The sequence below is a fragment of the Deltaproteobacteria bacterium genome (assembly GCA_016210045.1).
Classification (GTDB): Bacteria; UBA10199; UBA10199.
In genome coordinates, this window is record JACQUX010000006.1 from 1 (window position 1) to 11,616 (window position 11,616).

Genomic DNA, 11,616 nt, shown 5'->3' on the forward strand with positions numbered 1-11,616 from the left:
CCCCCAGACCACTCCCCACGCGGATTTGCAAATAGGGGTCCCGGTGGGGAAACGGAGGGGCCCGGCGGGCGAGTCTGTGCGAGGGAGCGCGAGGGGGTTGAAGCTCGACCGAGCGAGGTCTCAGTGAGCCGAGCGCCGTAACGCGAGGCGAACGGCACGCCGGGCCCCTCCGTTTCCCCGCCGGGTAAAAGGTCAACTTTGCAATCTGGTTACTACGGCAACCACGGAAACGGCGGCGGCAACTGGCCTGGCGGCGCCACTAACACCGTCGGCTCCCCTCGCCCCTCCAACAGTCGAATCCCGTGCTCCAGATGCGCCTGATTTTCCGCAAAGCGCGTCTGCATTACGCCGAACAGCAGCTTCATCATCAACGCCAACATCACGATCCCCAACACCCCTTTGATATTGAACCCCAGTTCCCACACGTTGATCTGCGGCGCGATCCGATTCGCCACGCCGAGGATCAAATCCGCAACCAGGATCGCAATGATCACCGGCGCGGCGATCACGAACGACACCGTTAAGACCTCGCTACTCAAATGCATGAAGAGGTCCAACAACGGACGCCAGCCGGGATCGATCCGCGGAAATTCGAGCACCGGCAGTGTCACGAAGCTCCCGAACAGGGCTTCAAAAAAGAGCCGATGTCCGCCCAACGTCAGGAACGTCACGACAGTGAGCGAGAAGAGGAATTGCCCGCCTTGCGACTCCATCGTGCCCAACTCCGGGATCAAGACGCGCGCAATCGACATCCCGCGCTGATTGTCGATCATATGGCCGGCGGACTCGAACGCGTAAAAGACCAGCCCGGCCAGGATGCCGATCGCGATCCCGAAGATCGCCTCTTTCAAGAAGAGCAGCGTCAACACCAACTGTTGTTCGGTAATCGGCGGTCGATCATGCGGCAACAAATGCGCCGTCACAAAGACCGCAAAAATTGCCGCCACGCCGATCCGCGCCGGCATCGGGACCGGTTTCCCGATCAGAAAGGGAATCGTCGCGACAATCCCGAGGAAACGCGTCCAGACAAGCAGATAAAACACCGCCACGAACTGAAAGCTCATGTTGACGCCGAAAATTTCCAACGGATTCTGCATATGTCCCCAATAGAGCATCCAGATTGAATTGCTGAGTCACATGCCCCGGCAGGGGCGAGAGGGGAGTCCCGCGGGCCGTTCGCCTCGCGTTACGGCGCTCGGCTCACTGAGACCTCGCTCGGTCGGGCTTCAACCCCATAGCGCTCCCTCGGTCAGACTCGCCCGCAGAATTCCCCTCTCGCCCCTGCCGGGACCCCGTATTTCAATCTGGATGATCCCCTAGGGCCTGTTTGTAAAATCGATGAAGGTGCGATGGTCACGTGCCGGGAGGCTGGGCCCGGTGCATCCGGGGGCTCTCGCAGCCGTTTTCTCCTTGCGAAATCTAAAGCCGAAAACGGCGAGGGCGAGCGCGCGGCGGCTCGATGCCGCCGCGATAGCGTACCCCGGGTGTGCCGGGCCCAGCCTCCCGGCCCCCGTCGTGAGCAATGATCATGTGAGAGTGCGCTATCGCCATGCAATAACCCAAGAGACACGACATGCGCATCTGGACCTCTTTGAACGACCGGCTCACTCATGATGAACCTTACCGCGTAATCAGCGGGAAGCGGGTGAACAGTTCTCCCGTGAACGTGATCATCTTTTGCAGGATATCGGGCCCGAGAAAGGCGAGCGCCGCGCCGATCACGACCAATTTCGGGACGAAGGTCAATGTCTGTTCTTGGATCTGCGTCGTGGCTTGTAAGATGCTGATCACCAGTCCGACCACCATCGCGGCCAACACCGGCCCGGCGGAGAGGAGCAGCGTGAGCCAGAGCGCCTTGCTCGCCGCCTCGATGAAGAAATCGGCATTAGGCATAGCCTTCCACCAGCCCTTGCGTGATCAGTCGCCAGCCATCCACCAACACGAAGAGCAGCAACTTAAACGGCAATGAAATCGTGATCGGCGAGATTTGAAACATCCCGAGCGAGAGCAAGACATTCGCGACAACGAGGTCAATCACCAGAAACGGGAGGAAAATGACGAAACCGATCTGAAAGGCCTCCGTCAATTCGCTCACGGCAAAGGCTGGAATGAGATTCAAGAAATCGTTCTCACCGATTTTATCGCGCATCTCCGGATCTTTTTGTAGCTTCTTCGCCACGCGGAAAAACAACGCTCGATTCGGCTTGTGAGCGTGCGTCAGCAGGAATTCACGCACCGGCTCCTTCCCCTTGTCAAAGGCCTCGGCCAAGAGTTTCAACGAGGCTTGGGAGAGCAGCGGTTGATTGGTGTTTTGTTGCAACACATCGCCCGTGGCGCGGTAGACATTAAACGCCACCGGAACCATGACATAGATCGTAATCACCATCGCCAGCCCGGTAATCACCGTGTTGGGCGGGATCTGTTGCGTCCCTAACGCGTTGCGGATCAGTGCGAAGACCACCGCCAACTTCGCAAACGACGTCGCCATCATGACCACGAACGGGGCCAAGGCCAGCGCGGCCAACACCAACATCAGGATCAGCGGTTGCGACACCCCTGCGGCGGCTAGCTCAGACTGCATCGCCGTCCTCCAAATCTTTGGCCGTGAGCTCTGCCATGCAATTGATCTGTGCTTCCGTACTCCCCAACAGAAAACGGCGTTGTCCCACGCGGACAATCCAGAGCAGCTTCTTCGGTTCGAGATTGAAGCGGCCCAAGACTTCGACCGCGCGGCCTTGGCGACCGAACTTGGCCATGCCCAAACGCGGCAACAGAAACTTGATCGTGACCCAGGCGCCAACACAGACAACCACCAGCACCACGACCATCTTGATCAAGAGTGTCGTAATGTTTTCCACGTCTTCCGCTTTTGGTAATTCGACCGACAATTGCAATAAGAGTGCGAGCATGCGTCCCCCACGCTGCGCGCGTCCGCGCCACCGAACTTATTTCACTAACTGGACAATCCGCACTCCCATCGTTCCATCGATTTCCACCAATTCGCCCTTCGCCACCAACTTTCCATTCGCTACGAGATCTACTGAAGTCGTCACCGGAACACCTAATTCAATGACCTGGCTCGCCTGCAATTGCAAGAGGTCTTGCAACGTCATCGTTTTTTTCCCTAACACGGCCACCAGTTGCACCGGGATATCGGCCGTCACGGACACCGCTTTGGCCCCTAACGGTTCTGCGGTCGCACGGGGCGGCAGCGGAATGCCGGATTTTTTCGCTGTTGCCGCTGGCGGAGATTTCGCCGTGGACCGTTTCGGCGGCGGCGCAGGCGCCACATCCTGTTCACCGATATCGAGACCGTCGTCTTCCAGCTCTGTCGCGATATTCAAATCGGTGTCGCCATCCTCAAGATCGAGATCGCCCTCGTCACCCAATAAATCCTCTTCTTCAGGGAGATCGAAATCGTCATCGTCCAAGTTTATCTCCGGCGAACGTTTCGGCGCCATAGTACCCCCGTATTAATCGATGGCCTCAACCACACACGTCAAACGCTTCCCCTTCGTCAGCGCGCAACGAATTCCCACTTGCTCGCCGGTGCCAACGCGCAACCAGACCTGACCACGCAACGCCGCGCCTTCGAGCTGCAACGCACAGTGATCGAACAAGACCACGTCGCCCGGCGCCAAATCGACCAACTCGGCCGACGTTAACGCACAAGATCCGCCTTCCACGCGCACTTCCACCCGTTCTCCGGCAAAGCGCTGCGCCTTTTCCCGCAACGCCTCCCACGAGACCGGCCGCTCCATGGCCCGTCGCCCGCGTTCGCGGACAAACGCCGCCGGCACCACGAACTGGAGCACAAAACGCTGTTCACCGACCGCGAGCTGCGACGTCACCGTGACTACGGATTCGCTGGGCGGCAACCAATCCTCGATGCCGGTACGCTCCAAATAGAGTCGGTCGAACCGAAAGTGATACGCGGCATCCGCGTCGCATGTCTGATGGATCGCCGCCAGGCATTGCATCGCGACATATTGCAAGACGCCCTGCTCCGATTCCGTCAACGGGATCGGCTCCATACCACGTTGACCGGAACCGCCCAACAGACGATCGACGATAAATCCCGCCAATTGTGACTCGCAGAGCAGGCCGACTTTGGCATCATGACCGGCCAGCGTGGCCGCCAAGAAAACCGCAGCTTCCCCCATGTCGTTCGTAAAGCGTCCATAGGTCGAACTTCCGACGTTCGACTGGGCCAATCGCACCTCAAGCCCAAGCTGCTCGCCGAGCACGCGTTGCAGCGCATTGACCACAGCTGCACGTTGCGCATCGGTCGGGAAAAATTCCACAAGCCCTTGCTCGATCACGACGGCATCGCGCGTCAACTGCGGTAAACGCCACTGAAGGGGAACGATCGCCATGGAGTTCATGCCTCGGAGATATCAATCTTTGTCACCGCCACGCCCTTCGCGTGCAACGCGGCGTGAATGCGACCCCGTTCGTTCGTGAAGAGCGCGCGCACCGCGCGGTCTTGACTCGAAATCGTGATCGCGACCTTACCATCCTTGGCGCGCAGACGCAAACGGAGCCCCTTAAAAATCGACGCCTGAAAGCCGATCTGCAACTCTTCCCCACCGAACTCACCCTTGCCAAGACGAATATTTTGCACCAGGAGATTCACTAAACGCTGCATCTGGGCGGCATTGAAATGCGTCGGCACGCGTTCGGACTGTTGCGTCTGCAACGCGTCTTGAAAGGTCTTTGCGGCTTCGACTTGGACATCGGTGCGCGACTTGACCGACTCGCGGAGTTGCGTCTGTTGCGCCCGTTGCCCTTGGGTCCCCGAGCCCCCGCCATGGCCACCACGCCCTTGTTCGCGCCCCCCTTGCCCACCGCCGTCGCGCTTGACCGGCACCTTCGCAACGACGCGCTGTTCCGCGATCCCTTCGTGGCGCACTTCGGCTGTCTCGCCAGCCGCGTGCTCTGTATCGCCCGACTCTTCGTCGCGCTCCTTACGTCGCTCGACGGTTTTTTCCTGCCGACGCGTGCGCGACTCGCGTTCTTGCGGTTGCTGGGTCGAGCGTTGACTGGTTTGTTGTTGGAAGCTCGGCACCTGTTGCACTAATTTTGCCTGCTGCAGCGCCGCGTCGAACCGAGACGGCTGCTGTTTCGATTCTCCCGGCCGCGGCGCTTCGTCTTGGCGCGGCACGGGAGGCGGTTTTTCTCGAACTCGATCAGGCGTCATATCCTCTTTCAGTGTGCCAACGCCCCTTCCGCGTCATCTCCTTCACCGCGCCACCGCCGGAGCTGATGGATCGTATTCCCCAATTCGTCGAACTCTTTCTCTTCACGGCGCGACAGCTCTTCGTTGATCTTTTTTTGCCACAACTCCTTGTGCTTCTCCATCATCTGATGCTGCTTGGCCGCCTCGATGTAATCACGTCGTCGCCGCGCGACTTTTTCCACGCAACGTTCCACTTCTTGCCGCTGCTCCTCGATCGCTTCGACTTTCTCTTCTTCTTGCTCCTTCAGCTTCCGCAAATAATTTACATAGACCGTGCCATCGAACACCAACCCGCCGACGTTCATCCGGTCATGCATCTCATCGCGTTTCGCGATCCACTGCGCGATGATCTCGTCTTTCTCCTTGATCAGCTGTTGTTCTTTCTCCCGCGCCGCTTTCAACGCCTCGATCGCTTTCGCCAGCGCAAATTCCGCGCGCTGCTTTTCGCGCAGCTTGACGCGGAGCATGGCCTCGAGGCGATAGCGCGCGCGTGCCATAACCGGATCACCTATTCAAACAACTGCCGCAACCGCTCGACCGTGTCCGAAAATTCCACATGTTCGTCGACGCCCTGCTTCAGGAATTCATTCACTTCTTCGATTTTCTCGATCGCGTAATCGACCTTCGGATCGCTGCCCGATTCATACGCGCCGATCAGGATCAGGTCGCGCTCTTTCTCATAGTTCGCCACCACTTCGCGGAGTTTTCGCGCGGCCTGACAATGTTCGGGGTCGACGACATCGTCCATCACACGACTCACGCTCTCGGAGATGTCGATCGCCGGATAGTGATTCCGCGCGGCCATCGCGCGGGACAAGATAATATGGCCGTCTAAGATCGACCGGGTTTCATCCGCAACGGGTTCATTCATATCATCGCCCGCCACCAGGATGGTATAGAAGGCCGTGATCGATCCGCGATCGGAATTCCCCGCGCGCTCCAACAAACGCGGCAACGTCGAAAAAACCGATGGCGTATAGCCCTGCCGCGCCGGCGGTTCGCCGACGGCCAGCCCCACTTCGCGCAACGCGCGGGCGAAGCGCGTGATCGAGTCCATCATCAACAACACTTTCCGCCCTTGATCGCGAAAATATTCGGCGATGGCCGTGGCCACATACGCCGCCTTGAGCCGCACTAACGACGGCTCATCCGAGGTCGAAACGATCACGACCGAGCGTCGCAACCCTTCTGCGCCTAAATCGCGCTCTACAAAGTCGCGCACTTCGCGCCCCCGCTCTCCGACCAGACAGATCACGTTCACTTCCGCTTCGGTGTTGCGCGCGATCATTCCTAAGATCGTTGACTTCCCAACCCCAGCAGCGGCGAAAAATCCGATGCGCTGCCCTTCGCCACACGTCAGCATCCCATCGATCGCGCGCACGCCGGTCGCTAACGTCCGCGTCACGCGTTGCCGACTCAACGCCGGCGGCGGCGTCGCGGTCACCGGATATTCCTGATCGTATTCCAACGGGCCGAGCGTCTCGCTGTCGAGCGGATCGCCGAGGCCATCCAACACGCGGCCCAGCAGCTGCGGCCCCACCCGCACTTTGAGACATCCGCCAGTCGGAATCACCGCGTTGCCAAGTCCAATCCCTTCCAAACCACCGAGCGGCATCAGCAAGACTTCTTGATCGCGGAAACCGACGACTTCCGCCTTGATCGGACTTTGTCGTTGATACGGCTCAATGAGACACAACTCCCCGACACGAACTCCCGGCACGACGGCCTTCACGACCAGGCCGGTGAGTTCAGTGACCTTCCCTTTGATGCTGTAGGTCGAGACGGTGGACAGATTGTGGGCGAAGCGGGAGAAGTCGACCTTCGGCAGTTCCCAGGTCGCATGCCCACGCGTCTGGGAATTTGGGCTCATAGCTCCAACGCCTTTCGAATCGCGCGCAGCTGCGTTTCTAATTGCGCATCAATCGTCCCGACTTCGGTTTCGACGACGCAGCCGCCGCGAGTAATGGCTTCATCTTCTCGAAATTGGAGTCGTTTCGTCCGATCGAGCAGGTCGCGAAACTCCGACTCCGCGGCCACGACCAAGCGATAATCATCCGGATTGAGTCGCACGACCACCCGATCCCCGATCGTTGCCTCGATCGCTTGCTTCACGACCGCCTTGATCAACTCTCCATGCACCTCCATCAGTCGCCCGACGACTTTTTCTGCAATCGTCAGGACCAACTTGTGCACTTCCACCTCGGCCGTCGCGTAAAAATCTTCTTTGAGCCGTTCGAAACGCGTCAGAAATTCCATCGCCTCCGCATAGCCCTGTTCCCGTCCTGCCGCATAGCCCTCGTCGCGGGCCTGCTGCCGCACCGCATCGACTTCCGCCAACAGATGCTCCGCCTCGGCGCGAATACGTCCACTCTGGGCTTGGGCCTCGTCGATCACCTGTTCGGCGCGCGCTTTGGCCTCCAACACGCTGCGGCTCATCACGCGCGAGGGCTCTGTGACCGCCGGCGCGGCTGCGGCCATGCCGGTCTTGAGTCGATCTTCTAATGAGGTGGTTGCGGCCAATTCCCCACTCTTGATGATTTTCTTCGCCATAGTTTTCACGACGATAGTAACACATCTCCTCAGAAGTCTTAATATTTTCTTCCAGGTTCACAACGGATTGAATGATGAGCAATCCCCTACAGGGCTTCCTCCAGCAGGTCGGACTCGTCGCCCCCTCGAGGTACGAGAATGGCGGTTTCCTCCCCTACGGCCGGCGGCCGACGATAGACCTCGGGGAGCCGCTCTAACCACGCCGCATCGATCAACTGCTGGCGGGCCAACACCCCGATGCGTCGCAACACCCGGGCCTGCCGCGCCTCCGTTATGGCGGAATGCGCGGCCAGGACATGGGTATCGACATCGCGCTGCAGCAAATAGGCTAAGCGTGGGGGAAGTTTTTGTTTGATGATCGGGAGGCTCGGCAATTCGCGAGGAGAAAACGCCTTGGCCAGCGCCAGGATCCCCACTTCGCTGATCAATCCCTCCGGGTCTTTGCGCTCTAACGGCACTTCCAGGACCGTATAACGTGCCTCTTGCTCTTGCCGCTGATCGAGGCCGCGGAGTTCTGCAATACGCGACTTCAACGCCTTGGCTTCCACAAACGGCAACCGATTCAGCAGCATCCGCAACGCTGCCGTGCTCATGTGACCGAAGGCCATCGCTAACTCATCCACACCTAAATCGCGGATCAACGTCTCTAACTCGACCAGATTCAGCCCATGCAACGTCTGGATCGACAACTCTTCGACCTGGCTAGCCAAGCGCGCCGGGGCAAAATGTGACTCAAAACGGTGACGAATGATCTTGAGGACGACATCGGACACCGCAAAGGCATCGACCACACTCGGCAGTTGCTCCCGCAACGCGGTCGGCAGATGCTCCAACACATAGCGTGTATGTCGTGACGGCAAAAAACGGAGGATCAGGCCAATGACCCGCGGCGACTCATGCAGCAAGATATCCACTAACCAACTCGGATGGATTTCACCGAGCAAGACCAACTCTTGCGCCGTCCGTAACGTTTGCAATTGTTCGTCGATGGCCGCTTCGCGTTCCGAATCAGGCAGGGCCTGTAAAGCGGCGACGCGCTCTTGTAACGCAACGGTTTCGACGGCCGGCGCATAGTCGTGCAACGCGACCGCGCCACTCTGCCGTGCGATCAACGTAGCGATCATCCGCTCGCGATAATGATTCCCAATCCCGTTCATAACCCCCGCCCAGAGATTACTGTACTTGCGTGTTCAACAAGCTCCGCGTTGACGAGACCCCTTCTTGCGCCACCTTCACGGTCAATTCACTGAGTTGCGACCAATGATAGATGCGCGCTTGCACCGCCAAGAGTTCCTGATTGGAAAATCGCTTCCCACTGTACAGAATCTCGCTCAAGAAATGATCCATCTTCATCATTCCCTGATTCACTTCTTGTAACAGGTCCACCACCATCCCAGTCCCGGACTGGCCGCCCACGGCCGTATATTCCGGCAGCGGTTCAATCCCTTGGGCGGAGACCGACGTGAACGGTTCATTCGACGCCGCGAGATCGCTCGGCATGATGCCGGCACTCTTCGCCAGGTCTTCCTGACTCATTTCATTGCCCATTTGCCCTAAGACTTGCTGAAACAGCGAATCGCCACCGGCCGGCTTGACGGCGCTGACTCCACCATCGTGCGCCCCATGCGTCACACTGGTGACGGTCGACGAAACGGCTTTGGTAATAAAAGGATCCATCGCCATAATTACGCCTCCACCGCAAATTCCGCTCCATCCCCGTCTTCCGTACTGACGCCGTCTTCCCGTTCATGCGAGAGGCGGCGAATATTCTTCATCAGCATGCCCAACGCCCGTGCGTGGAGGCGTGAAGTCCAGGACTTGGACAAGCCTAAGCGACTGCCAGCCTCTTCCAGCGTCCGGTTTTGAAAATAGTACATCATGATCAACTGCTTTTCTTTCGGCGGCAGCGCCCCAATCGCCAGTCGCATATGGGCACGCACTTGATGCAGCGTGGCGCGTTCTTCAACCCCGATCTGATTCTCGTCGGCGACGTCCAGATCCTCATGCGCATCGAGGGAGATCACATAGATCGAGGCCAAACTGTTCACAGTCTCGCTGATGATGGTTTGATCGTTCTGTAGATCCTGCTCCACGCCTTGTCGCTGGGAAACGTAATGCAGATAATCGTTCGCGGCTTCTTCGAATTTCAATCGGGCATACAGAGAACGCGGGAGCCAGCCGCTCTTCCGCAACCCATCGTAAATGGCGCCTTTGATCCGATAGTACGCAAAGGTCCGAAAATCGACTTCTTGCGCCGCATCGTAACGCCGCGCCGCTTCCAAAAGACCAAGCCGCGCGTTGCAGAGGAGGTCATCGTAATCGACGGATGAAGAGAGCGTCTGCGAGACACGATTGGCGATCGAGGTCGCAAAAGGGAGGAACTGCTTCACCAGCTCGTGTTGCCGCCGCTGTTCCTCGAGTTGCCTGGATTGCAATGCCTTCGCCACGGTAACGGACCTCGTCGTGGCTTTCCCCTTTATCGGTTTTGTCTTCCGCTTCAAGGCTGGCTGCACCATGAGTATACCCCCTTGCGTCAAGTGACCGGGAGCCTCAGGTTGCACGATACATGCCAGGGAGTTCAGCAACCCCACTTTGGAGACAACATATAATTATTTGATATTACTAATGAATCAGCTTGATGGGCCACGCAATTACAACGTTCTGCGACACTGCGGTCTGAGGAGCGGGGTCAGAAGACCCCAAGCTTGGGGAGCCATCTCAACTCAGACGGGTCTGGCGCCGATCGAAATGTACGACCAATTGCGCCGCGATCCGCGCCTCCGCCACTAAGGCTTGGTCGCCCGTAATCCCACGATCGGTCAACGTCTGACGCAGCGCGGCCAAGTGCTTGGGGACTACGGCCTCGACGGCGCTCACCAATTCTTGCAGTCGCGTGACCGCGGCGGCCAAGACCTCCGGCGACCCTTTGGCTTGCTGCAATTGCTCCACTTTCAACGATTGGGCGTCCAAGTCGGTGGCCAGGTCCATCAGCGCTTGGGCCCGTTCGGCCGCCGCTCCGGTGGTGGGCACGCCACGCGCAGTAATAGAACGTGGCCCCCCCTGCTGTTGGTGGCGATAGACATCGGCCCACGTCATTTCAAAACTGGACTTCCCAGGTCCTGCGTCCGTGGTGGGTCGCGGTCGCGCCACGCCTGCCTTGGTCTCTGGCGTACTCGCAGCCCGCAACAACGACGACAGTACGGCCAATTTAGATCCTTTGATCTCCGCAGTCATATATCCTCACGATCCCTTCACACCTGCCGTACTGAATCCATCATCATCTCATTGCGGGCCAACAGGACTTGCGCCACTTGTCGATCTCGCGTCGATCCCGCAGCCAATGGATTGAACGCCTTCACGGGATCGCGCGCCACGTCCATCGCCATATCGATCCCGGGAATAAAACTCGGACCCATCGTCTGCTGTTGATTCGACGCCTCTTCGGCATTCTTTTGGGCCGCCTTCATTTGCCCCATGTCCCCGATTTTCGAGACGCCATACGCGGCCGCGGCGCCGATGGCAGCCGGTGGGAAAAAGGCCGCAAGCGGCGCGGCGATCGCCCCCAAAATCCTTCCTAAACCGGAGAGAAACCGCGAAAAACCGCCGCGCTTGTGTTGCCGGGCCTGATCGATCGGCGTGCCCGATAGCTGGCGCACTTCGTATTTGATCACATCGGGCCGGACGCGACTAAATTCCATACCTATACCTCTAGAGAGTGTATCGGCGCACCCAGCACCCGGTGTTGCTACACTGCGTGCGCTTTCTGCTACGGAGCGCAACGCTCCCTCATCGGTCGCATTGCGATCATCACTACCGCGGGCCATGGC

15 protein-coding genes are annotated in these 11,616 nt (G+C 58.8%); all 15 read right to left on the reverse strand.

Translation table 11 applies throughout. The features are described from left to right. Positions 1 to 212 precede the first annotated feature (212 nt). Positions 213 to 1,097, reverse strand: a complete 885-nt coding sequence (locus HY696_01400; protein ID MBI4237056.1) for a flagellar biosynthetic protein FliR — start codon at positions 1,095 to 1,097, stop codon at positions 213 to 215. A gap of 523 nt (positions 1,098 to 1,620) precedes the next feature. Next, the gene (gene fliQ, locus HY696_01405; protein MBI4237057.1) at positions 1,621 to 1,893 is read right to left on the reverse strand and encodes a flagellar biosynthesis protein FliQ; all 273 of its coding nucleotides are present in this window, start codon (positions 1,891 to 1,893) and stop codon (positions 1,621 to 1,623) included. Further along, a complete protein-coding gene (sctR, locus tag HY696_01410) occupies positions 1,886 to 2,581 on the reverse strand; it encodes a type III secretion system export apparatus subunit SctR (GenBank protein MBI4237058.1) in 696 nt (231 codons plus the stop codon). Before sctR ends, fliQ begins: the two co-directional genes overlap by 8 nt. Continuing rightward, on the reverse strand, positions 2,571 to 2,909 hold the full coding sequence (locus tag HY696_01415; GenBank protein ID MBI4237059.1) for a flagellar biosynthetic protein FliO: 339 nt from the start codon (positions 2,907 to 2,909) through the stop codon (positions 2,571 to 2,573). The genes sctR and HY696_01415 overlap by 11 nt, the downstream gene beginning before the upstream one ends. 36 nt (positions 2,910 to 2,945) lie before the next feature. Continuing rightward, a complete protein-coding gene (locus HY696_01420) occupies positions 2,946 to 3,461 on the reverse strand; it encodes a FliM/FliN family flagellar motor switch protein (GenBank protein ID MBI4237060.1) in 516 nt (171 codons plus the stop codon). 12 nt (positions 3,462 to 3,473) lie between these two features. Next, on the reverse strand, positions 3,474 to 4,385 hold the full coding sequence (locus HY696_01425; GenBank protein MBI4237061.1) for a hypothetical protein: 912 nt from the start codon (positions 4,383 to 4,385) through the stop codon (positions 3,474 to 3,476). Further along, positions 4,382 to 5,200, reverse strand: a complete 819-nt coding sequence (locus tag HY696_01430) for a hypothetical protein (GenBank protein MBI4237062.1) — start codon at positions 5,198 to 5,200, stop codon at positions 4,382 to 4,384. The genes HY696_01425 and HY696_01430 overlap by 4 nt, the downstream gene beginning before the upstream one ends. 8 nt (positions 5,201 to 5,208) lie before the next feature. After that, entirely contained in the window at positions 5,209 to 5,736 is a 528-nt protein-coding gene (locus tag HY696_01435; GenBank protein ID MBI4237063.1) for a hypothetical protein, read from the reverse strand. A gap of 11 nt (positions 5,737 to 5,747) precedes the next feature. Further along, positions 5,748 to 7,109 (reverse strand): flagellar protein export ATPase FliI, encoded by a 1,362-nt coding sequence (gene fliI / locus HY696_01440; protein MBI4237064.1) that lies wholly within the window; start codon positions 7,107 to 7,109, stop codon positions 5,748 to 5,750. Further along, positions 7,106 to 7,789 (reverse strand): hypothetical protein, encoded by a 684-nt coding sequence (locus tag HY696_01445; protein MBI4237065.1) that lies wholly within the window; start codon positions 7,787 to 7,789, stop codon positions 7,106 to 7,108. Before HY696_01445 ends, fliI begins: the two co-directional genes overlap by 4 nt. Before the next feature lie 86 nt (positions 7,790 to 7,875). Beyond that, positions 7,876 to 8,946 carry a hypothetical protein gene (locus tag HY696_01450; GenBank protein ID MBI4237066.1) on the reverse strand — a complete coding sequence of 357 codons (1,071 nt, stop codon included), beginning with the start codon at positions 8,944 to 8,946 and terminating at the stop codon, positions 7,876 to 7,878. Between the two features lie 16 nt (positions 8,947 to 8,962). Continuing rightward, positions 8,963 to 9,472, reverse strand: a complete 510-nt coding sequence (locus tag HY696_01455) for a hypothetical protein (protein ID MBI4237067.1) — start codon at positions 9,470 to 9,472, stop codon at positions 8,963 to 8,965. A 2-nt stretch (positions 9,473 to 9,474) separates the two neighbouring features. Beyond that, entirely contained in the window at positions 9,475 to 10,305 is an 831-nt protein-coding gene (locus HY696_01460) for a sigma-70 family RNA polymerase sigma factor (protein ID MBI4237068.1), read from the reverse strand. A gap of 202 nt (positions 10,306 to 10,507) precedes the next feature. Continuing rightward, on the reverse strand, positions 10,508 to 11,023 hold the full coding sequence (locus HY696_01465) for a hypothetical protein (GenBank protein ID MBI4237069.1): 516 nt from the start codon (positions 11,021 to 11,023) through the stop codon (positions 10,508 to 10,510). Positions 11,024 to 11,040: 17 nt separating this feature from the next. Then, positions 11,041 to 11,487 (reverse strand): hypothetical protein, encoded by a 447-nt coding sequence (locus HY696_01470; GenBank protein MBI4237070.1) that lies wholly within the window; start codon positions 11,485 to 11,487, stop codon positions 11,041 to 11,043. Between the last annotated feature and the right edge of the window lie 129 nt (positions 11,488 to 11,616).

Excerpts from the sequence above, each read along its gene's own strand:
- HY696_01400 (MBI4237056.1), bottom strand. The coding sequence starts at position 1,097 with ATGCAGAATCCGTTGGAAATTTTCGGCGTCAACATGAGCTTTCAGTTC.
- fliQ (MBI4237057.1), bottom strand. The coding sequence starts at position 1,893 with ATGCCTAATGCCGATTTCTTCATCGAGGCGGCGAGCAAGGCGCTCTGG.
- sctR (MBI4237058.1), bottom strand. The coding sequence starts at position 2,581 with ATGCAGTCTGAGCTAGCCGCCGCAGGGGTGTCGCAACCGCTGATCCTG.
- HY696_01415 (MBI4237059.1), bottom strand. The coding sequence starts at position 2,909 with ATGCTCGCACTCTTATTGCAATTGTCGGTCGAATTACCAAAAGCGGAA.
- HY696_01420 (MBI4237060.1), bottom strand. The coding sequence starts at position 3,461 with ATGGCGCCGAAACGTTCGCCGGAGATAAACTTGGACGATGACGATTTC.
- HY696_01425 (MBI4237061.1), bottom strand. The coding sequence starts at position 4,385 with ATGAACTCCATGGCGATCGTTCCCCTTCAGTGGCGTTTACCGCAGTTG.
- HY696_01430 (MBI4237062.1), bottom strand. The coding sequence starts at position 5,200 with ATGACGCCTGATCGAGTTCGAGAAAAACCGCCTCCCGTGCCGCGCCAA.
- HY696_01435 (MBI4237063.1), bottom strand. The coding sequence starts at position 5,736 with ATGGCACGCGCGCGCTATCGCCTCGAGGCCATGCTCCGCGTCAAGCTG.
- fliI (MBI4237064.1), bottom strand. The coding sequence starts at position 7,109 with ATGAGCCCAAATTCCCAGACGCGTGGGCATGCGACCTGGGAACTGCCG.
- HY696_01445 (MBI4237065.1), bottom strand. The coding sequence starts at position 7,789 with ATGGCGAAGAAAATCATCAAGAGTGGGGAATTGGCCGCAACCACCTCA.
- HY696_01450 (MBI4237066.1), bottom strand. The coding sequence starts at position 8,946 with ATGAACGGGATTGGGAATCATTATCGCGAGCGGATGATCGCTACGTTG.
- HY696_01455 (MBI4237067.1), bottom strand. The coding sequence starts at position 9,472 with ATGGCGATGGATCCTTTTATTACCAAAGCCGTTTCGTCGACCGTCACC.
- HY696_01460 (MBI4237068.1), bottom strand. The coding sequence starts at position 10,305 with ATGGTGCAGCCAGCCTTGAAGCGGAAGACAAAACCGATAAAGGGGAAA.
- HY696_01465 (MBI4237069.1), bottom strand. The coding sequence starts at position 11,023 with ATGACTGCGGAGATCAAAGGATCTAAATTGGCCGTACTGTCGTCGTTG.
- HY696_01470 (MBI4237070.1), bottom strand. The coding sequence starts at position 11,487 with ATGGAATTTAGTCGCGTCCGGCCCGATGTGATCAAATACGAAGTGCGC.